At 72.0% G+C, this 23540-nt stretch carries 21 protein-coding genes and 1 riboswitch; of the genes, 4 read left to right on the top strand and 17 right to left on the bottom strand.

The window, feature by feature from the left end:
* Positions 1-68: 68 nt before the first annotated feature.
* The 7 genes from ligA to ABEB06_RS24560 form a co-directional block, all read right to left on the bottom strand.
* Positions 69-2336, bottom strand: coding sequence for an NAD-dependent DNA ligase LigA (ligA, locus tag ABEB06_RS24590; protein ID WP_345699063.1), 2268 nt, complete (start codon positions 2334-2336; stop codon positions 69-71).
* Between the two features lie 18 nt (positions 2337-2354).
* Complete coding sequence (locus ABEB06_RS24585) at positions 2355-3365, bottom strand: methionine synthase (RefSeq protein ID WP_345699062.1); 1011 nt, start codon at positions 3363-3365, stop codon at positions 2355-2357.
* Between the two features lie 25 nt (positions 3366-3390).
* Positions 3391-4827: a DUF2252 domain-containing protein gene (locus tag ABEB06_RS24580; RefSeq protein WP_345699061.1), complete on the bottom strand. Its 1437-nt coding sequence runs from the start codon at positions 4825-4827 to the stop codon at positions 3391-3393.
* Positions 4828-4971: 144 nt separating this feature from the next.
* Positions 4972-5661: an SDR family oxidoreductase gene (locus ABEB06_RS24575; protein WP_345699060.1), complete on the bottom strand. Its 690-nt coding sequence runs from the start codon at positions 5659-5661 to the stop codon at positions 4972-4974.
* Between the two features lie 16 nt (positions 5662-5677).
* A complete protein-coding gene (locus ABEB06_RS24570) occupies positions 5678-6202 on the bottom strand; it encodes an LOG family protein (RefSeq protein ID WP_345699059.1) in 525 nt (174 codons plus the stop codon).
* Between the two features lie 35 nt (positions 6203-6237).
* Positions 6238-7380 (bottom strand): tRNA 2-thiouridine(34) synthase MnmA, encoded by a 1143-nt coding sequence (mnmA, locus tag ABEB06_RS24565; RefSeq protein ID WP_345699058.1) that lies wholly within the window; start codon positions 7378-7380, stop codon positions 6238-6240.
* Between the two features lie 56 nt (positions 7381-7436).
* Complete coding sequence (locus ABEB06_RS24560) at positions 7437-8624, bottom strand: cysteine desulfurase family protein (protein WP_345699057.1); 1188 nt, start codon at positions 8622-8624, stop codon at positions 7437-7439.
* 108 nt (positions 8625-8732) lie between these two features.
* Between ABEB06_RS24560 and ABEB06_RS24555 the strand changes: the two genes are divergently transcribed.
* Positions 8733-9554: an IclR family transcriptional regulator gene (locus ABEB06_RS24555; protein ID WP_345699056.1), complete on the top strand. Its 822-nt coding sequence runs from the start codon at positions 8733-8735 to the stop codon at positions 9552-9554.
* Here the strand turns inward: ABEB06_RS24555 and ABEB06_RS24550 are convergent.
* The 10 genes from ABEB06_RS24550 to ABEB06_RS24505 all read right to left on the bottom strand — a co-directional run bounded on the left by ABEB06_RS24550 (position 9490) and on the right by ABEB06_RS24505 (position 20180).
* On the bottom strand, positions 9490-10149 hold the full coding sequence (locus tag ABEB06_RS24550) for a trimeric intracellular cation channel family protein (RefSeq protein WP_345699055.1): 660 nt from the start codon (positions 10147-10149) through the stop codon (positions 9490-9492). The two genes, ABEB06_RS24555 and ABEB06_RS24550, sit on opposite strands and share 65 nt — an antisense overlap.
* A 59-nt stretch (positions 10150-10208) precedes the next feature.
* The gene (locus ABEB06_RS24545) at positions 10209-10988 is read right to left on the bottom strand and encodes a ferritin-like domain-containing protein (protein ID WP_345701971.1); all 780 of its coding nucleotides are present in this window, start codon (positions 10986-10988) and stop codon (positions 10209-10211) included.
* 174 nt (positions 10989-11162) lie between these two features.
* Positions 11163-11954 carry a class I SAM-dependent methyltransferase gene (locus ABEB06_RS24540; RefSeq protein WP_345699054.1) on the bottom strand — a complete coding sequence of 264 codons (792 nt, stop codon included), beginning with the start codon at positions 11952-11954 and terminating at the stop codon, positions 11163-11165.
* Between the two features lie 71 nt (positions 11955-12025).
* Positions 12026-13075 (bottom strand): ABC transporter ATP-binding protein, encoded by a 1050-nt coding sequence (locus ABEB06_RS24535; protein ID WP_345699053.1) that lies wholly within the window; start codon positions 13073-13075, stop codon positions 12026-12028.
* Between the two features lie 28 nt (positions 13076-13103).
* Positions 13104-14150: an ABC transporter ATP-binding protein gene (locus ABEB06_RS24530; RefSeq protein WP_345699052.1), complete on the bottom strand. Its 1047-nt coding sequence runs from the start codon at positions 14148-14150 to the stop codon at positions 13104-13106.
* Positions 14147-15157 (bottom strand): ABC transporter permease, encoded by a 1011-nt coding sequence (locus ABEB06_RS24525; RefSeq protein WP_345699051.1) that lies wholly within the window; start codon positions 15155-15157, stop codon positions 14147-14149. The genes ABEB06_RS24530 and ABEB06_RS24525 overlap by 4 nt, the downstream gene beginning before the upstream one ends.
* A 110-nt stretch (positions 15158-15267) precedes the next feature.
* Positions 15268-17028: an ABC transporter substrate-binding protein gene (locus ABEB06_RS24520; protein ID WP_345699050.1), complete on the bottom strand. Its 1761-nt coding sequence runs from the start codon at positions 17026-17028 to the stop codon at positions 15268-15270.
* Between the two features lie 59 nt (positions 17029-17087).
* Complete coding sequence (locus ABEB06_RS24515; RefSeq protein ID WP_345699049.1) at positions 17088-18071, bottom strand: ABC transporter permease; 984 nt, start codon at positions 18069-18071, stop codon at positions 17088-17090.
* Positions 18072-18466: 395 nt separating this feature from the next.
* Positions 18467-19318, bottom strand: coding sequence for an enhanced serine sensitivity protein SseB C-terminal domain-containing protein (locus ABEB06_RS24510; protein ID WP_345699048.1), 852 nt, complete (start codon positions 19316-19318; stop codon positions 18467-18469).
* A gap of 106 nt (positions 19319-19424) precedes the next feature.
* On the bottom strand, positions 19425-20180 hold the full coding sequence (locus ABEB06_RS24505; protein ID WP_345699047.1) for an enhanced serine sensitivity protein SseB: 756 nt from the start codon (positions 20178-20180) through the stop codon (positions 19425-19427).
* Positions 20181-20303: 123 nt separating this feature from the next.
* Positions 20304-20408, top strand: a riboswitch (glycine riboswitch).
* A gap of 149 nt (positions 20409-20557) precedes the next feature.
* On the opposite strand from ABEB06_RS24505, the gene gcvT reads away from it, so the two are divergent.
* From gcvT to ABEB06_RS24490, 3 genes are all read left to right on the top strand, one after another.
* Entirely contained in the window at positions 20558-21676 is a 1119-nt protein-coding gene (gene gcvT / locus ABEB06_RS24500; protein ID WP_345699046.1) for a glycine cleavage system aminomethyltransferase GcvT, read from the top strand.
* A 78-nt stretch (positions 21677-21754) separates the two neighbouring features.
* Positions 21755-22132: a glycine cleavage system protein GcvH gene (gcvH, locus tag ABEB06_RS24495; protein ID WP_345699045.1), complete on the top strand. Its 378-nt coding sequence runs from the start codon at positions 21755-21757 to the stop codon at positions 22130-22132.
* An 80-nt stretch (positions 22133-22212) separates the two neighbouring features.
* Entirely contained in the window at positions 22213-23481 is a 1269-nt protein-coding gene (locus tag ABEB06_RS24490; protein WP_345699044.1) for a serine hydroxymethyltransferase, read from the top strand.
* The last annotated feature ends 59 nt before the right edge of the window (positions 23482-23540 follow it).

The raw sequence follows: 23540 nt of genomic DNA, 5'->3' as shown, positions 1-23540 counted from the left end.
CAGTGACAGAATGCCCGACTTCGCGCGGCGACACCCCGGTGACGCGGCATCAGGACGATAACGACCCGTCAGGAAGCGGACTCCGCGTGATCCTCGGCCGGCAGGCCCAGGAACGCCCGGGCCGCGTCGGCGCCCTGGTCGAGCAGGACGGCGAAGCCGGCGTCGTCCAGCACCGGGACGCCGAGCTGCACCGCCTTGTCGTACTTCGACCCGGGGTTGTCACCGACCACCACGAAGTGCGTCTTCTTCGACACCGAGCCGGTCACCTTCGCACCGCGCGAGGTCAGCGCCTCCTTGGCGCCGTCCCGGGTGTGGCCGGCGAGCGTGCCGGTGACCACCACGGTCAGCCCCTCCAGCGGCCGCTCGCCCTGCTCCTCGGCGCCCTCCTCGACGAAGCGGACGCCGGCGGCGCGCCACTTCTCCAGGATCTCCCGGTGCCACTCCTCGGCGTACCACTCCCGGATCGCCCTGGCGATGGTCGGACCGACGCCCTCGACGGCCGCCAGCTCCTCCTCGCCGGCCCCGAAGACCCGGTCCAGGTCGCGGAACTCGCGGGCCAGCGCCTGCGCGGCGACCGGGCCGACGTGGCGGATGGACAGCCCGTTGAGGAAGCGCCAGAGCGGACGGTCCTTCACCTTGTCCAGGTTCTCCAGCAGCAGGCCGAGCGACTTCTTCGGCTCGCCCTTGGTGTTGGCGAAGAAGAAGACCTCCTTCTGTTGGCCGGTCCGGTCGTCCAGCTTGGGCATACCGGTCTTCTGGTCGCGGACCAGGACCTTGATCGGCAGCAGCTGCTCCTCGGTCAGGCCGAAGATGTCCCCCTCGTTCTTGACAGGGGCGTCAACAGGCTTCAGCGGCTGGGTCAGCGCGGTCGCGGCGACGTAGCCGAGCCCGTCGACGTCCAGCGACTCCCGGCCGCCCAGGTAGGCGATCCGCTCCCGCACCTGCGCCGGGCAGAACTGCGCGTTGGGGCAGCGCAGGTCGATGTCGCCCTCGGCCATCGGCCGCAGCTCGGTGCCGCACTCGTGGCAGTGCGAGGGCATCACGAACTCGCGCTCGGTGCCGTCCCGCAGGTCCTCGACCGGGCCGAGGATCTCCGGGATCACGTCGCCGGCCTTGCGCAGCACGATGGTGTCGCCCAGCAGCACGCCCTTGGCCTTCACCACCTCCTGGTTGTGCAGCGTCGCGTACTGCACCATCGAGCCGGCCACCTTCACCGGCTCGGCGAGCACCGCGAACGGGGTGGCCCGGCCGGTGCGGCCGATGCCGATCATGATCGAGGCGAGCCTGCCGGTGACCTCCTCCGGCGGGTACTTCCAGGCGATCGCCCAGCGCGGCGACTTGGAGGTGGCGCCGAGCCGGCCCTGCAGGGCGATCTCGTCCACCTTCACCACGACGCCGTCGATCTCGTGCTCGACCGAGTGCCGCTGCTCGCCGTACTGCTCGATGAAGGCGCGCACCTCCTCCAGCGTGCCGACCACCCGGTTGTGCTTGGCGGTGGGCAGGCCCCAGTCGCGCAGCAGCCGGTAGGCGTGCGACTGGCAGTCGATCTCGAAGCCGGACCGGGCACCGATGCCGTGCACCACCATGTGCAGCGGGCGGGAGGCGGTGACCAGCGGGTCCTTCTGCCGGAGCGAACCGGCTGCCGCGTTGCGCGGGTTGGCGAACAGCTTGACCATCGCCTGCGGGCGCCTGCCCTCCTTGGCGCGCTCCTCGTTGGCGGCCCGGCGGCGCTCGTTCTCCGCCGCGAGGGAGGCGTTCAGCTCGGCGAAGGCCCCGGTCGGGAAGTAGACCTCGCCGCGGATCTCCACCAGCGCGGGGACGTTCTCCCCCCGCAGCCGGTGCGGGATCTCGGCGATGGTGCGGACGTTGGCGGTGATGTCCTCGCCGACCCGGCCGTCGCCGCGGGTCGCGGCCTGCACCAACTCGCCGTCGACGTACGTGAGGTTGACCGCGAGGCCGTCGACCTTGAGCTCGCACAGGTAGTGGTACTCGACCCCGGCGAGCTCGCCGGCCACCCGCTCGGCCCAGGCGGCCAGCTCCTCGTCGTCCATCGCGTTGTCGAGGCTGAGCAGCCGCTCCCGGTGCTCGACCTTGGCGAAGCCCTCGACGGCGGCGCCGCCGACCTTCTGCGAGGGGCTGTCCGGCGTGACCAGCGCCGGGTGCTCCGCCTCCAGCGCCTCCAACTGCCGCATCAGGCGGTCGAAGTCGGCGTCGGTGATGGTCGGCGCGTCCTGCTCGTAGTACCGGGCGCGGTGCTCCTCGATCTCGGCCGCCAGCTCCGCGTGCTGCTTGCGCACCTCGGCCGGGATCTCCTCCCAGCCCTCGACAACCGCCACCTGAGCCCTCCAAGTCCCTTACTCGGGCGTGTCCACCAGGCTCTGCGCCGCCTTCACGGTGTGTGACAGGGCCGCCCGGGCGTACCGGGGGGAAGCCCCCGCCAGCCCGCACGTCGGTGTCACCAGCACCCGGCGGCCCAGCAGCTCCGGATCCAGCCCCAGCCTGCGCCACAACGTCCTGACACCCTGGACACTACCGGCAGGGTCGGACAATTCCCGGTCCGCGGAGGGCACCACACCGGCCAGGAGCGCGGTGCCGCCCTCGATCGCCTCGCCCAGGTCGTCGTCGTCACGCTCCGTCAGGAACGAGAAGTCCAGCGACACCGCCGCGGCACCGGCCCGGCGCAGCAGCGGGATCGGCACGCCCGGTGCGCAACTGTGCACCACCACCGGCACGTCCAGCGCCCCGATCACGTCCCGCAGCGCCTGCTCGGCGTGCTGCCGGTCGACCGCGCGCAGCCGCTGGAAGCCGCTGGCGGTCCTCACGCTGCCGGCCAGCACGGCGGGCAGCGAGGGCTCGTCCAGCTGCAGGACGAGCTGCGCGCCGGGCACCCGCCTGCGGACGTCGGCGAGGTGGCGGCGCAGGCCCTCGGTCAGCGACCCGGCGATGTCCCGGCAGGCGCCGCGGTCGGAGAGCGCCTTCTCCCCGTAGTGCAGCTCGATCGAGGCGGCCAGCGTCCACGGGCCGACCGCCTGCAGCTTGAGCGCGCCGTCGTACCCCTGGGTGAACTCCTCCAGGGCGTCCAGGTCCTCGCCGAGCCAGGAGTGGGCGCGCCGGGTGTCCCGGCCGGGGCGGTCGGTGAACCGCCAGCCGCTCGGCTCGGTCTGCGCGAAGAGCTCGACCAGCAGGCCGGCGCCGCGCCCGATCATGTCCGCCCCGGGGCCCCGGGCCGGGAGTTCGGGCAGGTGCGGCAACCGGTCCAGCTCGCCGACGACGGTCCTGGCGGCCTCCCGCGCGTCGGTGCCGGGCATCGACCCGACCGCCGTCGCGGCGCCGTTCAGCTCGGGGAAGGAGTACTCAGTGCTCACGGCCCCGAGCCTACGGCCTGCGCGGTCAGGCGCGTTCGGCGACGGGGTCGGCGGCCGGCAGGCGGCCGGACCGGACGGCCTCGAGCAGGGCGGCGTGGTCGCGCTCGTTCTGGTCGGCGTAGGCCTCGGCGAACTCCGCCAGCGCCCGGTCGAAGGACTGGCCGCCGCCGAGGTAGGCGGCGATCGCGATCCGGTCGCCGGAGCGGGCGTGGGCGCGGGCCAGGGTGAAGCCGCAGAGCTCGCCGAACGCCCGCATCCCGGTGGGCACCATCTGTTCGGCGACCGCGATGCCCTTCCAGTCGCGCAGCTGGCGCACGTAGAAGTCCCGGCGGCGGCCGTCGATGCCCTCCACCCGCTCCCAGCCGAGGAAGATGTCGCTGGCCGCCTGCATCAGCCGCTGCCCGGACACCACCCGCTCGCCCTGGTTCTTGTACGCGCTGGCGCCGACGTGCGGCGCCAGCACCGAGGTGTCGGCCTCCTTCGCCTGCAGGAACAGCGGGTCGCGGCCGTCCCGGCCGAGCAGCAGGAAGATCCAGCAGCGGGTGCCGACGCTGCCCACGCCGACCACCTTGCGGGCGGCGTCGACCAGCCTGAAGTCCCGCAGCAGGGTGCGCCGGTCCGAGGCCAGGGTGCCGCTGTAGCGTTCGACCAGGCCGGCGAAGAGCTCGGTCAGGGCGCTGCGCTCGACCTCGGGGAGCAGGTCGCCGATCGGCACCAGCAGCGGCGGGTCGGCGGCGATCCGCAGCTGCCCGTCGACCTCCTCGGTGAGCTTCTCGAAGACCTGCAGGCTGTCGCGGGTGCGGGCCTTCACCAGGGCACGGGCCAGGCTCTTGCGGCCCCGCTTGGCGATCTTGTCCGCGGCGAGCTCCTGGAGGTGGTCGGCCTCCATCCGCGCGTACCAGACGTCGAGGTCGCGCATGCCCGCGAAGCGGATCATCGACTCCCGGTAGGAGCGGACGGTGGCCCGCACCACGTCGGCGCGCTCGTCGTCGTCGAAGCCGTTGGCCCGGCCGGCGATGACCAGGCTGGCGGCGAGGCGCTTGACGTCCCACTCCCACGGCCCGGGCAGGGTCTCGTCGAAGTCGTTGATGTCGAACAGCAGCCGGCGCTCCGGAGAGGCCAGCAGCCGGAAGTTCAGCATGTGCGCGTCGCCGCACAGCTGGGCCCTGATCCCGGAGTCCGGGGTGGCGGCCAGGTCGGAGGCCATGATGGCGGCCGCGCCCCGGTAGAACCGGAACGGGGACTCGCTCATCCGGCTGTAGCGGATCGGCACCAGCTCGGGCACCCGCCGGGACGACTGGCCCTGGAGGATCTCCAGCGGATCGGGCCGGTCCTCGGCCGGCCGGTACTCGGCGTGGCCGGAGCGGGGCGAGCGCTTGCGGGCCGCGCGGCCGAGCGCCACCCGCTCCTCCGGTGTGGCGCCGCGGACCGCGCGCATGGCCGTGTCGTCGTTCCTCGGCATCGAGGACCTCCCGCCGATCGCGGCGCGCCGCCGCCCCGGACGGCGGCGGCGCACACCCCCTCGATCATCGCGGCGCCGCCCGCTTCCGGCCTCCCGGGCGCGCCGTCCGGGGAGGGCGGCGCGGGGAGGGCCCCCCGTCGGCCGCTACTGGCCCGGTCGGACGGTGATCTCGGTGATCTCGGCGTCGCGCGGGAGGTCGATCGCGGTGAGGATCGCGGTGGCGACCGACTCCGGGGCGATCCAGCGGGACGGGTCGTACGCCTTGCCCTCCTGCTGGTGGACCTTCTGCTGCATCGGGGTCGCGGTGCGGCCCGGGTACACGGTGGTGACCCGCACGCCGTTGGCGTGCTCCTCGCCCCGCAGCGCGTCGGCCAGCGCCCGCACGCCGAACTTGCTGGCCGCGTACGAGCCCCAGGTGGGGTCGGCGCGCAGGCCGGCGCCGGAGTTGACGAACAGCACGTGGCCGCGGGCCAGGCGCAGCTGCGGGAGCACCAGGCGGGTCAGCTCGGCGGGGGCGACCGTGTTGACGTTCAGCTGGTGCTGCCACGCCTTGACGGGGGTGTCGCCGATGGTGCCGAGCTCGACCACGCCGGCGATGTGCAGCAGGGTGTCCAGCTCCACCGGCAGGGACTGGTGGCCGAACGCCCAGGACAGCTTGGCCGGGTCGGCCAGGTCGCCGACCAGGGTGTGCGCCCCGGGGAAGCGCTCGCGCAGCTCGGCGGCGCGGCGGGCGTCGCGGGCCAGCAGCCAGAGCTCCTCGCCGCGGGCGGCGAGCCGTTCGGCGACGACGGCGCCGATGCCGGATCCGGCACCGGTGATCAGGTGGGCAGCCATGCGGACGGGCTCTCCTTCAGGACTGGAGGTGGGCGAGGGCTTCGGCAGGGGTGCCGGCGAAGGAGATCAGCTCGGCCAGCGGGCGCGGCAGGAAGCCCTCCGCGTCCATCCGCTCCAGCTGGGTGCGCAGCCCGGTGTAGAAGCCCTCGGTGTCCAGGACGACGACCGGCTTGTCGTGCAGCGCGTGCTTCTTCAGCTCCAGCACCTCGGTGACCTCGTCGAGTGTGCCGAGGCCGCCGACCAGGACCACCACCGCGTCGGCGCGGGCCAGCAGCTCCGCCTTGCGGGCGGCCAGGTCGGCGGTCATCACCAGCTCGTCGGCGCCCTCGTAGGTCTTGTGGGCGAGCAGTTCGACGGAGATGCCGACCAGCCGGCCGCCCGCCTCCTTCACGCCGTCGGCGAGCAGGCCCATCAGGCCGGCGTGCGAGCCGCCCCAGACCAGGGTGTGGCCCTGCGCGCCGAGCAGCCGGGCGAATTCGGCCGCCGGGGCGGTGTAGCGGGCGTCGAGCGAGTACGCGGAGCAGAAGACCGTGATGTTCATGATGCGGTCAGGTCTACCACGCCGGTCGAACGGGTTTACCGGGACGGGACCGCGGGGCGGGTGGTGGTGGCGATGGTCGCGGAGCCGACCACCCGGGTGCCGTCGTACAGCACGACCGCCTGACCAGGAGCGATGCCCCGGGCCGGGCTGTCCAGCGTGACCTGCAGCTCGTCCCCGGTGAGGGTGGCCGTGACCGGCACCTCCTCGCCGTGCGCGCGCAGCTGCGCGGTGTACCGGCCCTCGCCGGCCGCCGGGGTGCCGCACCAGCGCGGCTTGATCGCGGTCAGCCCGCTGACGTCCAGGCCCTCGACCGGGCCGACCGTGACGGTGTTGTTCACCGGGGAGATGTCGAGCACGTAGCGCGGCTTGCCGTCGGCGGCCGGCCGGCCGATCCGCAGGCCCTTGCGCTGGCCGATGGTGAAGCCGTACGCGCCGTCGTGCTCGCCCAGCTTGGTGCCGTCGACGTCCAGGATGTCGCCGGTGGCGGTGCCCAGGTGCTTGGCCAGGAAGCCCTGGGTGTCGCCGTCCGCGATGAAGCAGATGTCGTGGCTGTCGGGCTTCTTCGCGACGGCCAGGCCGCGCCGCTCGGCCTCGGCGCGGATCGCGTCCTTGGTGGTGTCGCCGAGCGGGAAGAGCGAGTGCGCCAGCTGGTCGGCGTCCAGGACGCCGAGGACGTACGACTGGTCCTTGGCGGCGTCCACCGCGCGGTGCAGCTCGCGGGTGCCGTCCGGGAGGTCGACGATCCGGGCGTAGTGGCCGGTGCAGACCGCGTCGAAGCCGAGGGCGACGGCCTTGTCGAGCAGTGCGGCGAACTTGATCTTCTCGTTGCAGCGCAGGCACGGGTTGGGGGTGCGGCCGGCCGCGTACTCGGCGACGAAGTCGTCGATGACGTCCTCGCGGAAGCGCTCGGCGAGGTCCCAGACGTAGAACGGGATGCCGATCACGTCGGCGGCGCGGCGGGCGTCGCGGGAGTCCTCGATGGTGCAGCAGCCGCGGGCGCCGGTCCGGAAGGACTGCGGGTTGGACGACAGCGCCAGGTGCACGCCGGTCACCTCGTGCCCGGCCTCCGCGGCGCGCGCGGCGGCGACGGCGGAGTCCACCCCGCCGGACATCGCGGCCAGCACCCGCAGGCGACGGCCGTCGGACGGAGCGGTGGGGGCACCCGGGAATTCAGTCATGATGCCCACCAGGGTAACCAATCGGGGGCGCGGGGCCGGTGTCCGTCCGCAGCCGCCTACCGGACGGGGGCCCGAGCCCCTGCGGTTGCCCTCCTCGCTCGTTCCACCACTCCCGGGAGGGCCACCGCGAGGGCGTCCACGTCGGCCTTGGTGGAGGTGTGGCCGAGGGAGAAGCGGAGCGAGGCGCGGGCGAGCAGCGGGTCGGTGCCCGTCGCGAGCAGGACGTGCGAGGGCTGCGGGACGCCCGCGGAGCAGGCGGAGCCGGTGGAGCACTCGACGCCCTGGGCGTCGAGCAGCATCAGCAGGGCGTCGCCCTCGCAGCCGGGGAAGGAGAAGTGCGCGTTGGCGGGCAGCCGCCCGTCCGCGGCGGGGTCGCCGTTGAGCACGGCGTCCGGCACCGCCGCGAGCACGGCGGCCACCAGGTCGTCGCGCAGCGCCCCGACGGCGGCGGCGTGCTCGGCCCGCCGTTCGACGGCGATGGCCGCGGCGGCGGCGAAGGCGGCGGCGGCCGGCACGTCGAGCGTGCCGGAGCGGACGTCGCGCTCCTGCCCGCCGCCGTGCAGCAGCGGGACGGGTGTGGCGCTGCGGGCGAGCAGCAGTGCGCCGACGCCGTACGGTCCGCCGATCTTGTGGCCGGTGACGGTGAGTGCGGTCAGCCCGGACTCGGCGAAGGAGACCGGGACCTGACCGAGCGCCTGCACCGCGTCGGCGTGCATCGGCACCCCGAACTCGGCGGCCACGGCCGCGAGTTCGACGACCGGCTGGATGGTGCCGACCTCGTTGTTGGCCCACATCACGGTGACCAGGGCGACGTCGGCGGGGTTGCGCTCGATGGCGGCGCGCAACTCGGCGGGGTGGACCCGCCCGTGGCCGTCGACCGGCAGGTACTCGACCGCGGCGCCCTCGTGCTCGGCGAGCCAGTGCACGGCGTCCAGGACGGCGTGGTGCTCGACCGGGCTGCACAGCACCCGGACCCGGGCCGGGTCGGCGTCGCGGCGGGCCCAGTAGAGGCCCTTGACGGCGAGGTTGTCGGATTCGGTGCCGCCGCCGGTGAGGACGATCTCGCTCGGGCGGGCGCCGAGCGACTCGCCGAGGGACTCGCGGGCCTCCTCGACGGTGCGGCGGGCGCGGCGGCCGGCGGCGTGCAGCGAGGAGGCGTTGCCGACCACGCCGAGGTGCGCGTTCATGGCGGCGATCGCCTCGGGCAGCATCGGCGTGGTGGCGGCGTGGTCCAGGTAAGCCATAGCGGCTCCAGTGTAGGCGTCGTCAGAGTCACGATTTGGCCATTGCACCCTCTGCAACGCGCCGTTAGCCTCCAGGCTCACCGGCGTGTGAAAGGGGTGTGGGCGACGGTGTCACAGACGGTCGACCGGGCGCTGACCATCCTCGCGTCGTTGGGTGACGGGCCGGCCTCGCTGGAGCAGGCGGCGGCCCGGATCGGGGTGCACAAGTCGACGGCGCTGCGGCTGCTGCGGACGCTGCAGGAACACGGCTTCGTGACCCGGCAGGCGGACCACCGGTACCGGCTGGGCGGGCGGATGTTCTCGCTGGCGCACCAGGCGCTGGAGGGCATCGACATCCGCCAGGTCGCCGCGCCGTACCTGGCCTCCCTGAACGAGCGCTACGGCCACACCGTGCACCTGTCGGTGCTGGAGGAGGGCGAGGTGCTCTACCTGGACAAGGTGGAGGCCCGCTACCCGGAGACGGCGGGGACCTGGCTGGGCGACGCGAGCCGGATCGGCCGGCGCGCCCCGGTGGTGGCGACGGCGGCGGGCAAGGTGCTGCTGGCGGGCCTGCCGGCGGAGCGGCTGGCGGCGGCGCTGGCGGAGCAGGGCTTCCCGGTCCTGACCCGGCGGGCGGCGCGCACCGAGGAGGAGTTCAAGGCGGAGCTGACCGAGGTTCAGCGCCGGGGCTGGGCGGTGGACGAGGAGGAGTACCAGGAGGCGGTGAACTGCATCTCGGCGCCGATCGCCGGGACGGACGGCAGCGCGATCGCCGCGTGCTCGATCTCGGCGCCGGTCCGGGTGGCGAGCGCGACCGAGCTGAGCCGGCTGCTGCCGGAGCTGCTGTGCACGGTCGAGGCGATCTCGCTGGCCTACGGCGGCTCGCCTACTCCTCGCTGGTGCGAGAACCGTTGCGGTGCCAAGCACGAGGTGCGCGCCAGCCGTACTTGAGGGCGAGCAGCCGGGTGACGAAGGCGGTGACGGCGGCGAGCGAGGCGCTCAGCGGGGTGAGGCTCCCGGTGGCGATCAGGATCGCGACCACGGCCGAGCCGATCAGGGCGGGGACGGCGTAGATCTCCCGGTCCCAGCGCAGCAGCGAGGGGGGTTCGGTGGCGAGCACGTCGCGGACCACGCCGCCGCCGGCGGCGGTGAGCATGCCGCAGGCGACCGAGGAGACCGAGCCGAGGCCGTAGTCGTGCGCCTTGATGGTGCCGGTGACGCAGAACAGGCCGAGGCCGGCCGCGTCCAGGGTCTGCACGGCGAGGTTGATCCGCTCGACCTCCGGGTGCAGGAAGAACACCACCACCCCGGCGGCGAGCGGGGTGACGAAGTAGCCGAGGTTGGTGAAGGCGGCGACCGGGGTGGCGCCGATCACCAGGTCGCGCAGGACGCCGCCGCCGAGCGCGGTCGCCTCGGCCAGCACGCAGATGCCGAAGATGTCCATGTTCTTGCGGACCGCGAGCAGGCCGCCGGAGAGCGCGAAGACGAAGATGCCGACGAGGTCCAGCGTCTGCTGGACCCCGTGCGGAAAGATCTCTGAGGTCACTTGCCGAGCTTCCCCTGCGAGACGCAGGCTGGGTTGCCGATACGGCTGTGAATCATAGGCTAGGCAAAGGTCTCGTGCGGTGCCGGTCCACCCAGCGCGTTCAGCCGCTCGGGCATCGACAGCCGGGTCATCCGCCGCCAGCCACCGAGCCGCTCGTAGAGGTGGACGCCGTGGATGCCGGCCGCCAGCGCCGCCGACTTGGCCTTCGGCCAGCGCAGCAGCTCGCCCATGTGCTGCATCACCGCCAGGCTGACGTCCCGGTAGGTGCGGACCTCCGCCCGGGCGGTCTCGTTCAGGGTGTCGAGGATGGTCCGCCCGTGGCCCTCGGCGGCCAGGCGCAACAGCTCCTCGTGGCAGAAGGCCAGGTGGTTGTCCTCGTCGTTGGAGATCATCCGCACCGCGCGGCCGATCTCCGGGTGGTCACCGAAGACCTTCTTCAGCAGCAGCATCTGCTCGGACGCCCGCTGCTCGGTGACCCGGCTGTGCGCGAGGTAGGTGATCACGTCCTGTTCGGAGAGCATCTCGTCGCGGCGCAGCCGGCTGTGCGCCAGGCCGATCCCCTGGCGCTCCAGGATCATCGTGTAGTCGGTGTCGTCCGGGACCTCGACGGTCTCCAGCTCGCGCTTGTGCAGCAGCGCCTTGAAGATCCGGCCGTGCTTGTCCTCGTCGGCGCCGTGCCGGGCGACCTTGGGGGCCAGCACCTGGTCCGGGACCAGCTTGGCGATCCGGCCGTTCTCCCAGCCGCCCTGGTCCTCGCCCTTCGCCGCGATCGAGCAGAACAGGCGGAAGGCCTGGTCGTCGTCGTGGATCTCCATGAACAGACTGCGGGCCGAGAGCATCTCTGCCACCCCTCGAACGGAGCCGGGAACACCGTCCAGTCAAGGCAGCCGCCCCGCCCGGCGGCAACACCGGCGCCGCCGGGCTCCGCCGGACGAAGGACAGGCTTGCCGCAGTCGGGCTAAAGCCCGGCTGGGGCAGGCCCGTCACCGGGCGCGGGTTCGCGGCCCGTCCGGTCAGGGGCGGGTGCCGGAGGCCAGCAGGGCGGCCACCGGCAGGCCGTCGGGGTGGGCGGCCGCCAGGCGGTGGTAGGCGGCGCGGATCCGCTCGACGACGGCCGGGGGCCGGCTCTCGATCAGGGAGGAGGTCAGGACCGTCCCGGAGAGCACGTCCTGCCACCACCGCTGCGGGTCGACCCGGTGCGTCCAGGTGACCGGCTCGACCTCGACCTCGGTGAAGCCGGCCGCGGTGAGCAGGCCGGCCAGGCCCTCCGCGGTGGCGTACGGGGCGAACGGCGAACTGCTCGGCAGGTCGCCGGGGCCGGCCGCGCCGGTCTCGGCGACCGCGTCGAAGAAGATCCCCTGCGCCCGGTTGCGGGCCGGGGCGTCCCAGCAGGACAGCGCGACCCGGCCGCCGGCGGCCAGCACCCGGTGCAGGTCGGCGACGGCGGCCGGCGGATCGGGCACGTGGTTGACCACGAACGCGCCCACCGCGGCGTCGAACCCGCCGTCGGGGAAGGGGAGGCCGGGCAGCGCGGCCTCCCGCACCCGGACACCGGGCAGCGCGACGGCCGCCTCCGCCACCATCTCCGGGACGGCGTCGGTGGCGGTCACCTCGGCGCCCCGGCCGTGGGCCAGCGCCGCGAGCCGTCCCGTCCCGCAGCCGACCTCCAGCAGCCGGGTGCCGGCGGCGGCACCCACGGCGTCGAGCAGCCGTGGGTGCAGCGCCGCGGTCATCGCCCCGAACCCGCTGTCATAGGTGCCGCTGCGCAGCGCCCAGCCGCGTCGCTCGAACTCGGTGAACTCCATGCAACTCTCTCCAGCCTCGGAAGGCCGTGCCGGAGTCGAGGCTACTCAGTCGCTGTTCTCCGGGCTCCGCCTCAGTTCCCCTCGCTGCGCTCGGGGAAGTGGCAGGCCACCTGGTGGCCGACCTTCGCCGCGGTGAGCTGCGGCTCCTGGGTGGCACAGATGTCCTGGGCCTTCCAGCAGCGGGTGCGGAAGCGGCAGCCGGACGGCGGGTTGAGCGGCGAGGGCACGTCGCCCTTGAGCAGGATCCGCTCGCGCTGCTCCTTGCGCCGCGGGTCCGGCACCGGCACCGCGGACATCAGCGCGGTGGTGTACGGGTGCATGGGCTTCGCGTAGAGCGAGTCCCGGTCGGCGATCTCGACGATCTTGCCGAGGTACATCACCGCGACCCGGTCCGAGACGTGCCGGACCACCGAGAGGTCGTGGGCGATGATCAGGTAGGTCAGCCCGAGTTCCTTCTGCAGGTCGTCGAGCAGGTTGACCACCTGCGCCTGGATCGAGACGTCCAGCGCCGAGACCGGCTCGTCCGCGACGATCATCTTGGGCTTGAGGGCGAGCGCCCGGGCGATGCCGATGCGCTGGCGCTGGCCGCCGGAGAACTCGTGCGGGTAGCGGTTGTAGTGCTCGGGGCTGAGGCCGCAGAGCTCCAGGAGCTCCTGGACGGCCTTCTTGACGCCGCCCTCGGTGGCGACCTTCTGCAGGCGGAAGGGCGCGCCGACGATGGTGCCGATGGTGTGCCGGGGGTTCAGCGAGGAGTACGGGTCCTGGAAGATCATCTGGATGTCGCGGCGCAGCGGCCGCATCGCTCCGGCGCCGAGGTGGGTGATGTCCACGCCCTCGAACTCGATCTTCCCGCCGGTCGGCTCGTCGAGCCGGGTGACCAGGCGGCCCATGGTGGACTTGCCGCAGCCGGACTCGCCCACCACGCCGAGGGTCTCACCGGCGTTGACGGTGAAGTCGATCCCGTCGACCGCGCGGACGGCGGCCACCTGGCGCTTGAGCAGGCCCTTGGTCACCGGGAAGTGCCGGGTCAGGCCGGTGACCCGGAGCAGCGGCTCGCGGTCGGAGGCGGGCGCGGGTGCGGGCACCTTCACGGGCTCGGCCGCCGTCTGGCTGTCCGTCATCGGTTGTCTCCAAGTGGGTGGTACGTGCTCACAGCCGGGGCGCGATCTCTTCGGTGAAGATCCGGTGGCGTTCGGCGATCGGCAGGTGGCAGGCGGCGTGGTGCCGGGGCGCGGCCTCGGCCAGCACCGGCAGCTCGCTGGTGGACCGCCCGCCGGTGAGCTCGGCGTACGGGCAGCGCGGGTGGAAGGCGCAGCCGGACGGCACGTTGATCAGGCTCGGCGGGGTGCCCTTGACCGGGGTCAGCCGGTCCTGGAGCTCCCGGTCGAGCCGGGGCATCGAGCCGAGCAGGCCCCAGGTGTAGGGGTGCTCGGGGGATTCGAAGAGGGTGGCCGCGGGGCCGCGCTCGACCGGCTTGCCGCCGTACATCACCAGGATGTCGTCGGCCAGCTCGGCGACCACGCCGAGGTCGTGCGTGATGATGATGACCGCGGAGCCGAACTCCTGCTGCAGGTCCCGGATCAGGTCGAGGATCTGGGCCTGGACGGTGACGTCGAGCGCGGTGGTCGGCTCGTCGGCGATCAGCAGCGAGGGGTCGTTGACCAGGGCCATGGCGATCATCGCGCGCTGGCGCATGCCGCCGGAGAACTGGTGCGGGAAGTCGTCCACCCGGCGGTCGGGCTGCGGGATGCCGACCCGGTCGAGCATCTCGACCGCGCGCTTGCGGGCGTCCTTCTTCCTCACCTCCGGGTGGTGCACCCGGTAGGCCTCCACGATCTGCTGACCGACCGTGTAGTACGGGTGCATCGCGGTCAGCGGGTCCTGGAAGATCATCGACATCTCGCGGCCGCGCAGCTTGCGCACCCGCTCGGGGCCGGCCGCGATCAGCTCCTCGCCGTCGAGCCAGATCTGGCCGGTGATCCGGGCCCGCCGGGAGTTGTGCAGGCCCATGATGCCGAGCGAGGTGACCGACTTGCCGGAGCCGGACTCGCCGACGATGCCGAGGGTCTTCCCGCGCTCCAGGTCGAAGCTGACCCCGTCCACCGAGCGGACCAGGCCGTCGTCGGTGTCGAAGTGGATCCGCAGGTCGCGGACGGAGAGGAAGGCCCCGGAGGACGGCTTCTCGGGCTCGATCATGACAGCCTCACGCGGGGGTCGACAGCGGCGTACAGGAGGTCAACCAGGAGGTTGCAGATGACGATGAAGAAGGCGGCGACCAGGGTGACGCCGAGGACCTTGGGGAGGTCGTTCTCGCCGATGGCCTGGACGGCGTAGGCGCCGATGCCCTTGAGCGAGAAGACCTGCTCGGTGATCAGGGCGCCGCCGAGCAGCAGGCCGAGGTCCATGCCGAAGATGGTGATGATCGGGGTCAGCGCGGCGCGCAGACCGTGCCGGACCACGACCTTCTTCTCGTCCAGGCCCTTGGCCCGGGCGGTGCGGATGTAGTCCTCGCTCATCGTCTCCAGCATTCCGGCGCGGGTGAGCCGGGCGTAGAGCGCGGAGTACAGGAAGGCCAGCGAGATCCAGGCGAGCATCAGGTGGCCGGCCCAGGCGAACGGGTCCTCGGTGAACTCGACGTACTCGATGTTGTCGAAGACCACCCACTTGTAGTGGAACAGCCACTGCACCAGCAGGCCGGTGAAGAAGATCGGGGCGGAGACGCCGGCCAGGGCGATGCCCATCGAGGCGCGGTCGAAGAACGAGCGCGGCCGCAGGGCCGAGACCACACCGGTGGCGACACCGGAGAGCAGCCAGATGAAGGCCGCGCCGATGGCCAGCGAGAAGGTCACCGGGATCCGGGAGGAGATCTCGGGCCAGACCTCGACGTGGTTCTTGAACGAGTACCCGAAGCAGGGGACGTTGCAGGTGACCGGGTCCGGGCCGAACTGGTACTCGGCGCCGCTGACCAGGCCCTTGAGGAAACGCCCGTACTGGACGTAGAGCGGCTGGTCGAAGCCGAGGTTCTGCTTGACTGCGGCGATCGCCTCGGCGCTCGGGTTCTTGCCGACGTACTGGGCGGCCAGCTGGTCGGTGGTCTCACCGGCCAGGGCCGGGAGCACGAAGAAGATCGCGAAGGTGATCGCGCTGACCACCAGCAGCAGCAGGACGGCTGCGGCGATCCTTCGGATGATGTAGGCGAGCATAGTTGTGCGGCCGCGGCGGCCCGCCTCCGCCCGGGGTGTCCGGGTCGGAGGCGGGCGCCGCTGCCTTCACCTGCCTTCAGGGGTGTGGAGCCAGGGTCTGGAGCCAGGAGTTACTTGGTGAGACCGATGTTCAGGTAGTCGTACTGACCCGAGAAGGCGGGGGTGGAGCCCAGGTTGCTGGCGCCGGCCGGGCGGTAGAGGAAGACCTTGTAGTAGGTCAGCGGGACGATGACCGCGGCCTCCATGGTCTTCTTGTCGATGTCGCCGTAGATCTTCTCGCGGGCGGCCCGGTCCGGGTTGGTGATCGCGTCGTCCAGCAGCTTGTTGATCGCGGGGTCGTTCAGCTGCGAGAGGTTGGTGTTGCCGGACTTCTTGATGGCGTCACCGTCGACGACCTGCTGCAGGAAGCCGTAGCCGGTCGGCCAGTCGGCGCCCCACTGCATCATGATCAGACCGGTGTTGTGCTCCTGGGTGTACGCCGGGACACCGGCGAAGTCCGAGAAGTACTTGCCCTGCGGGAACTGCTGGATCTCGACCTCGATGCCGACCTTCTTCAGGGCCGCCTGGATCGCGGTGGCCGAGGCGACCTCGGTCGAGCGGTCCTGGCGGGCCATGATGTTGGTCTTGAAGCCCTCCGGCTTGCCGCAGGCCTTCAGGGCCTCCTTGGCCTTGGCCTCGTCGCCCTTGTTGCCGGCGGTCTCGTAGAGGTTGAAGTCCTGGTGGCCCGGGATGTCCGGGGGCAGCACGGTGGAGGCGATGTCACCGCGGATCGGGCCGCCGATCGCGGTCTGCACCGAGACCTTGTCGATCGCGTACTGGACGGCCTTGCGGCACTCGATGTTGTCGAACGGCGCGACCTTGGTGTTGATCGCGGTGTAGACCAGACGGCCGCCGTAGGCGTTGTCGGTCGACTCCTTGAGCTTCGGGTCGAGCAGGATCTTGGCCTGGGTCTGCGGGTCGACGCCCTTGCCGGCCAGGTCGACCTGGGCGTTGCCGGCCAGCAGGTCCTGGTCGATGGTCGCCTGCGCGATCTTCAGCTTGACCTGGATCTTGTCGGCGAGCTGCTTGCGGATCGGGTCGGTCTTGGCGTCCCAGTTGGTGTTCTGGACGAGCACGACCTCCTTGCCGTCCTCGTAGCTCTCGAACTTGTAGCTGCCGGAGGACACGATGTGCTTCACGTAGTCCGCACCGGTGTCCTTGGCCTGCGGGACCGGCACGGTCTGCGGGGCGGAGACCAGGTAGTCGAAGTCCGCGAACGGCTGCTTCAGGTGGAAGACGATGGTGGTGTCGTCCGGGGTCTCGATCGACTTCAGGTCGCCGGTCTTGTCCTTGTACGGGCCCTGGTACGGCTCCGGGTTGTCCACCAGGAGGTCGTGGAAGTAGGTCGGGCCGTTGGACAGCACGTCCGGCGCGAAGTTGGAGCGCTCGACCGCGTACTTGACGTCCTTGGAGGTGATCGCGGAGCCGTCGTCGTACTTCAGGCCCGCCCGCAGCTTGTAGGTCCAGGTCAGACCGTCGGCGCTGACCTTGCCCAGCGACTCGGCCAGGTCCGGGACGAGCTTGTTGCCCTCCTCGCCGGCGGCCGGCTGGAAGGTGGTCAGCGGGCGGCCGTACAGGCGCGAGAAGTTGTACATGTACGCGTAGTACGTGTTGCCCGGGTCGAAGGAGTCCGGCACGTCGGAGTGCTCGTAGACAACCGTGCCGCCCTTCTTGTCCGAGACGTTCACGACCGCCTTGGTGGCCGCGTTGGCACCGGAGGCCTTGGTGCCGCCGGAGTCGCCGCTGCCGCCCTTGCTGCTCGAGCAGCCGGTGAGGGCCAGGGCGGTGGCCGCGGCGAGCGCGGTCAGCGCGGTGGTACGGGACCTGCGCATGGGAGAGATCAACCCCTTGACGTTAGGAGCGAGGGTGGCGGTGGATACCTGACCCGAGGTCAGTTGTTCTTGGGGTCGAGGGCGTCTCGCAGCCCGTCGCCCAGCAGGTTGAAGGCGAGCACCGTGACGAAGATCGCCAGGCCGGGGACGAGCATGAACTGCGGGTCCACCTGGTAGTACACGATCGCGTCCGCGAGCATGCCGCCCCATGAGGCCTGCGGCGGCTCGACGCCGACGCCGAGGAAGCTCAGGCCGGCCTCGAAGAGGATGTTGGTCGGGATCAGCAGGGTCGAGTAGACCAGGATCGGGCCGACCAGGTTCGGGAGCAGCTCCCGGAACAGGATGAACGGCGTCCGGGCGCCCAGGCTGCGGGCCGCGAAGACGAACTCGCGCTCGCGCAGCGAGAGGGTCTGGCCGCGGACGATCCGGCCGATGTACGGCCAGTTGAAGAAGCCGATCACGAAGATCAGCACCGCGATGTGCAGCGGCGTGCCGTGCAGGCCGAAGGCGCCGTCCTTGAGCGAGGCCGAGATGGCGATCGCGAAGAGCAGCAGCGGGAAGGCCAGGAACATGTCCATCAGCCGGCTGATCACGGTGTCGACCCGGCCGCCGTAGTAGCCGGCGATGATGCCGAGCGCGGTGCCGATCACGTTGGAGAGCACGGTGGCGCAGAAGGCGACCAGCAGCGACACCCAGGAGCCCTCGATGATGCGGGTCATGATGTCGCGTCCGTACTGGACGTCGATGCCGAGCGGGTGGCTCCAGCTCATCCCGCCGAAGTCGCCGGCCGGGATGCCGCCCAGGTTGGCGTCCAGCAGGTCCTGGTTGAACTTGTTCGGGTCGAGCCCGAAGACGGCCTCGATCGGCTTGGCCAGCACCGCGAGCAGCACCAGCAGGATCACCACCACGCCGCCGGCGAGGGCGGCCTTGTCACGCTTGAAGCGGGTCCAGGCGATCCGGCCGAGCGAGCGGCCCTCGATCTGCTTGGCCGCGGCGGCGACCGGCTCGGCTTCGGCGCCGATGGTCTCGGTGGGTGTGGTCATGAGTCAGTTCGTTCCCCTCGCCGACGGTGGCCGGCCCACGGAGTCGCAGCGGTTGCAACGGGTGCGGTGCAGTGCTGTGCGGATTGCGGTGGTGCCGAACACCTAGCGGCGGTGCAGAAGTTCGTGCGATGTGCGCAACAGGCGGGTTGCGCAGCACTCTCTGTCATGGCGAGCACCGGGCGCCAGCCCCCATCGAGGAGAGATGCCCAACCGTGATCTGGCGGCATGCACGATCGTTGCTGCGGTATATCGCTCTTCACACACGTGTTACATGTCCGTCAAGACGCACGCTGACGAGACCTCGCCAGTGGCGGAAAAGTGCCAGGTGGCGGCCCGGGCAGCAGAAACCCCCGCCGACCTGACAAAAGGTCAATGCGGGGGTGTACGAAGGTTTTTCAGCGGCCCGGATAACCCGGCCACGGCTGCTGCGGCCAGCCCGGCGCGGGCGCCTGCTGCGGTGGCGCTGAGTAACCGAAACCGGCGTGCGACTGCGGGTGCCCGGCCTGGCCCGGCGCGCCGCCGTACTGCGCGCCCCGGTCGAACACCGGGCGCCCGTGGGCCCACATCCACATCGCGACCGGGTCGAACTCGTCCGCCAGCATCACGGTCGACACCGCCGGCACGTCCGGCGCCTGCGCGGCCGCGCGCAGCACCAGGGCCCGGGCGGCCTCGATCGACGGCGGCGAGGTGTCGTACAGGTCCAGCCCGACCGCCAGGTAGGGCTCGCCCAGGGCCGGCTGCACCCAGGCCACCCGCAGCGAGCGCAGCGGGCGGACCTCGCCGGCCTGCTGCTGCAGCACCGCGTAGAACGCCGGGGCCGGCAGCTGGGGCTCGGAGATCCGCAGCGGGCCGGCCGGCAGCCGGTCCAGGCCGACCGCGACCCGGCGCAGGTCCGCCCAGGGGATGCCGACGCCGCCGCCCGGGCGGTGCGGGTCCAGCCACAGGCCCCAGCGGGTGCGGTACAGCGCGTTGGCGATCTCCAGGCCGGAGATCACCTCGTGGCCGCGGGACCAGCCGCTGGCCGCCAACTGCTCGGGCGAGGTGACGCACGGGGCGTACCCCATCCCGCCGATCTCCATGTTCCCGTACTGGGCGTCCGGGCTGCCGGGCGTGCCGTGCCAGAGCAGCATCCAGACCCTGCCCTCGGCGAGCGCCCGCAGCAGCGTCTCGTACGCCGCCCAGCGCTCCGGTGCGACCTCTCTGAGGGCGCGCTCGATCGCGCCCGGGTCGCCGGCTGCTCCCGTCACGTCGCCCTCTTCCGTCCGCCCTGCGGTGTCGGGCCAACCCTATGGGGCGGGCCGGACACTCGTCATGCCGCCGTCCCCCTACTGGCCGGTCACCGCCGCCGCCCCGTCATTGCCGGACGTAGAACGGCTGCACCCGGGTCAGCAGCCACTCGACCACCGGGTCGGCGACCAGGTCCAACAGCACCAGGTTGACGCGCCAGGCCGGGGCGGCGGTTCCCAGCGCCCGGCCGAGCGCCTGGTTGACCTCCGCGGGGTCGGCCGGCAGCGCCGGGTCCAGCTGGACGCCGACGTACAGCAGGGTCGGCTCGCCCTCCACCCGGGCCAGCGCCCGACGCGCCGTCAGCACGCCCGGGATCGCGGTGAGTTCGGTGGTCACGGCGGCCAGGAAGGCGAACGGCTCCTGGTGCGGCTCGGGCTCCTTGAGCGCCACCCGGGCCCCCTCCTGGACCCCCTCGGCCGCCCAGCGGTCGCCCTGCGGGCCGCGGCGCAGCTCGCCCACGCCCTCCGGCGGCACCGGGATGCCCACCGGGGCCTCCGGGTTGACCGCGATGCCGATGCCCAGCGGCAGGCCGCGGGCGAACTCCCACATCGGGGCGACCGCGAAGGCCATGCCGGGCGCGTGCTGCAGGAACACCTCCTGCGAGGAGAACACCGGGACGTACGGCGCACCGGCCAGCTCGATGGTCGGCAGGTCCAGCGACTCGCCCTGCGGGTCCGCGCCCGCCGGCAGCGGGATCCACACCTGGCTGCGGCCCAGCACCTCGACCACCCGGGGCGTCGCCCCCGGATCGCCGAGCGCCGCGGTGAGCACCTGCTCCAGCTCGTTGGCCGGCCACGCGCCGCCCTGCGGAGCCTCACCCACCGGGAAATCCATCGGTCCACCCCTTCAGATCCACTGCTGCGAGAAGCGTATCCGCCGGGGTGCACTCCCCCATCGGGCGCCGGGCATGCCATGATGTGCGCGCCGAACTTCATACTGGCCGCTCGAACCCGCGCGGGAGAGCCGGAACGCCCCTGTCGGGGGCGCGACCGGCGCCGAAGGAGCAAGTCCTCCCCGGAATCTCTCAGGCACCCATACCGCACGGGCGAGGCACATCTGGAAAGTGGACACGGCCGCGCCGTGCGCCCACCCACGGTGCAAGCCGCCATCCTTGGATGCGGTGAAGCTCTCAGGTTGTGACGACAGACGGGGAGACTCCACCCCCGCATGCCCATATGCAGCCAAGGAGCCCTGCCGTCATGTCCCTCCGCCTCACCGCGCTCGACGCTCTGCACCGGTCGCTCGGTGCCACCATGACCGACTTCGCCGGCTGGGACATGCCGCTGCGCTACGGCAGCGAGCGCGAGGAGCACCTCGCGGTCCGCACGAAGGCCGGCCTCTTCGACCTCTCGCACATGGGCGAGATCACCGTCTCCGGTCCGCAGGCCGGCGAGTTCCTGGACCACGCGCTGGTCGGCTTCATCTCGGCGCTCGGCGTGCTGCGCGCCCGCTACACCATGATCTGCCGCGAGGACGGCGGCATCCTGGACGACCTGATCGTCTACCGGACCGCCGAGAACGAGTACATGGTGGTCGCCAACGCCTCCAACGCCCAGGTGGTGCTGGACGCGCTGGCCGCCCGCACCGAGGGCTTCGACGTCCAGGTCCGCGACGACCGCGACGCCTACGCGCTGATCGCCGTCCAGGGCCCGGAGGCCAACGGCATCCTCGGCTCGGTCACCGACGCCGACCTGCCCGGCCTCAAGTACTACGCCCTGCTGCCCGCCACCGTGGCCGGCAAGGACGTCTGGCTGGCCCGCACCGGCTACACCGGCGAGGACGGCTTCGAGATCTTCTGCGCCCCGGCCGACGCCGCGCACCTGTGGACCGCCCTCACCGAGGCCGGCGCCGACAAGGGCCTGGTGCCGTGCGGCCTGTCCTGCCGCGACACGCTGCGCCTGGAGGCCGGCATGCCGCTGTACGGCCACGAGCTGACCACCGAGCTGACCCCGTTCGACGCCGGCCTCGGCCGGGTCGTCCGCTTCGACAAGACCACCAACGGCGGCGAGTTCGTCGGCCGCAAGGCGCTGGAGGCCGCCGCCGCCCAGGCCGAGGCCAACCCGCCGCGCAAGCTGGTCGGCCTGGTGTCGGACGGCAAGCGCGTCCCGCGCGCCGAGTACACCGTGGTCGCCGGCGACGGCACCCCGATCGGCACCATCACCTCCGGCTCGCCCTCCCCCACCCTGGGCAAGCCGATCGCCATCGCGTACGTGGACGCCGCGCACGCCGAGCCGGGCACCGCGGTCGCGGTGGACGTGCGCGGCAAGCACGAGCCGGTCGAGGTCGTGGCGCTGCCGTTCTACAAGCGCGCCCGCTGAGCCTCCTCCCCCTTCACTGCCCGGTCCGCTCAGCGGACGGCTCCGCCCTACCCTCTTGCGATCCTGGAGAATGACGTCATGAGCAACCCCACGCACCTGCAGTACACCGAGGAGCACGAGTGGCTGACCACCGCTGAGGTGGGCGCCGTCGCGACCGTCGGCATCACCGCCCACGCCGCCGACGCCCTCGGCGACATCGTGTACGTCCAGCTCCCGGAGGTCGGCGACACCGTCACCGCGGGTGAGACCTGTGGCGAGCTCGAGTCCACCAAGTCGGTCAGCGACCTGTTCTCCCCCGCCACCGGCGAGGTCACCGAGGTCAACCAGGCCGTCATCGACGACCCGGCGCTGGTGAACGCGGAGGCCTTCGAGGGCGCCTGGCTGTTCAAGGTCCGCGTCGAGGCCACCGACAAGCTGCTCAGCGCCGAGGAGTACACCGCCTTCATCGGCGGCTGACCCGACTCGTGTCCCGGGGGCGGCCGCAGCGCGGCGGCCGCCCCGCCTCCGTCCACCCGCTCCACGGGGAGATCCACCTCATGACGGTTCTCAACCAGTCCCTGCACGCGCTCGACCCGGAGATCGCCGCCGCGGTCGACGCCGAGCTGCACCGCCAGCAGACCACCCTCGAAATGATCGCCTCCGAGAACTTCGCCCCGGTGGCGGTCATGGAGGCCCAGGGCTCGGTCCTGACCAACAAGTACGCCGAGGGCTACCCCGGCCGCCGCTACTACGGCGGCTGCGAGCACGTCGACGTGGTCGAGCAGATCGCGATCGACCGCATCAAGGAGCTGTTCGGCGCCGAGCACGCCAACGTCCAGCCGCACTCCGGCGCGCAGGCCAACGCCGCCGCCATGTTCGCGCTGATCCAGCCGGGCGACACCATCCTGGGCCTCAACCTGGCCCACGGCGGTCACCTGACCCACGGCATGAAGATCAACTTCTCCGGCAAGCTCTACAACGTGGCCGCGTACCACGTCGACGAGAAGACCGGCCAGGTCGACATGGCCGAGGTCGAGCGCCTCGCCAAGGAGCACCAGCCCAAGCTGATCATCGCCGGCTGGTCCGCCTACCCGCGCCAGCTGGACTTCGCCGAGTTCCGCCGCATCGCGGACGAGGTCGGCGCGCTCCTCATGGTCGACATGGCGCACTTCGCCGGCCTGGTCGCCGCCGGTCTGCACCCCTCCCCGGTGCCGTACGCCGACGTGGTCACCACCACCACGCACAAGACCCTGGGCGGCCCGCGCGGCGGCGTCATCCTGTGCAAGGAGCAGTGGGCCAAGAAGATCAACTCCGCGGTCTTCCCCGGCCAGCAGGGCGGCCCGCTCGAGCACGTGATCGCCGGCAAGGCCGTGGCCTTCAAGGTCGCCGCCTCGGAGGAGTTCAAGGAGCGCCAGCAGCGCACCCTGGAGGGCGCCAAGCTGCTCGCCGAGCGCCTCCTGCAGGACGACGTCGCCGCCGCCGGCGCCAGCGTCCTGTCCGGCGGCACCGACGTGCACCTGGTCCTGGTCGACCTGCGCAACAGCGAGCTCAACGGCCAGGACGCCGAGGACCGCCTGCACGAGGTCGGCATCACGGTCAACCGCAACGCCGTCCCGAACGACCCGCGCCCGCCGATGGTCACCTCCGGCCTGCGCATCGGCACCCCGGCCCTGGCCACCCGCGGCTTCGGCGCCGAGGACTTCCGCGAGGTCGCCGACATCATCGCCGAGACCCTCCTCCCGGGCTTCGACGAGGCCAAGGCCACCGCGCTCAAGGCCCGGGTCACCGCCCTCGCCGCGAAGCACCCGCTCTACCCCGAGCTGTAAGCCGCACCGGGTGACCGGCCTCACCGGGCCGGCGCCCGTGGTTTTCCGGGGCACCGCGC

Origin of the sequence: Kitasatospora terrestris (assembly GCF_039542905.1) — a bacterium.
In the GTDB taxonomy this organism is placed as follows: Bacteria; Actinomycetota; Actinomycetes; order Streptomycetales; family Streptomycetaceae; genus Kitasatospora; species Kitasatospora terrestris.
The sequence above is the reverse complement of the archived record's forward strand: the minus strand, read 5'-3'. Positions and strand labels throughout refer to the sequence as shown.

Excerpts from the sequence above, each read along its gene's own strand:
- ABEB06_RS24525 (WP_345699051.1), bottom strand. The coding sequence starts at position 15,157 with ATGCTCGCCTACATCATCCGAAGGATCGCCGCAGCCGTCCTGCTGCTG.
- ABEB06_RS24535 (WP_345699053.1), bottom strand. The coding sequence starts at position 13,075 with ATGACGGACAGCCAGACGGCGGCCGAGCCCGTGAAGGTGCCCGCACCC.
- ABEB06_RS24575 (WP_345699060.1), bottom strand. The coding sequence starts at position 5,661 with ATGGCTGCCCACCTGATCACCGGTGCCGGATCCGGCATCGGCGCCGTC.
- ABEB06_RS24560 (WP_345699057.1), bottom strand. The coding sequence starts at position 8,624 with ATGGCTTACCTGGACCACGCCGCCACCACGCCGATGCTGCCCGAGGCG.
- ABEB06_RS24515 (WP_345699049.1), bottom strand. The coding sequence starts at position 18,071 with ATGACCACACCCACCGAGACCATCGGCGCCGAAGCCGAGCCGGTCGCC.
- gcvH (WP_345699045.1), top strand. The coding sequence starts at position 21,755 with ATGAGCAACCCCACGCACCTGCAGTACACCGAGGAGCACGAGTGGCTG.
- ABEB06_RS24570 (WP_345699059.1), bottom strand. The coding sequence starts at position 6,202 with ATGAACATCACGGTCTTCTGCTCCGCGTACTCGCTCGACGCCCGCTAC.
- ABEB06_RS24530 (WP_345699052.1), bottom strand. The coding sequence starts at position 14,150 with ATGATCGAGCCCGAGAAGCCGTCCTCCGGGGCCTTCCTCTCCGTCCGC.
- ABEB06_RS24520 (WP_345699050.1), bottom strand. The coding sequence starts at position 17,028 with ATGCGCAGGTCCCGTACCACCGCGCTGACCGCGCTCGCCGCGGCCACC.
- mnmA (WP_345699058.1), bottom strand. The coding sequence starts at position 7,380 with ATGACTGAATTCCCGGGTGCCCCCACCGCTCCGTCCGACGGCCGTCGC.
- ABEB06_RS24545 (WP_345701971.1), bottom strand. The coding sequence starts at position 10,988 with ATGCTCTCGGCCCGCAGTCTGTTCATGGAGATCCACGACGACGACCAG.
- gcvT (WP_345699046.1), top strand. The coding sequence starts at position 20,558 with ATGTCCCTCCGCCTCACCGCGCTCGACGCTCTGCACCGGTCGCTCGGT.
- ABEB06_RS24490 (WP_345699044.1), top strand. The coding sequence starts at position 22,213 with ATGACGGTTCTCAACCAGTCCCTGCACGCGCTCGACCCGGAGATCGCC.
- ABEB06_RS24540 (WP_345699054.1), bottom strand. The coding sequence starts at position 11,954 with ATGGAGTTCACCGAGTTCGAGCGACGCGGCTGGGCGCTGCGCAGCGGC.
- ABEB06_RS24580 (WP_345699061.1), bottom strand. The coding sequence starts at position 4,827 with ATGCCGAGGAACGACGACACGGCCATGCGCGCGGTCCGCGGCGCCACA.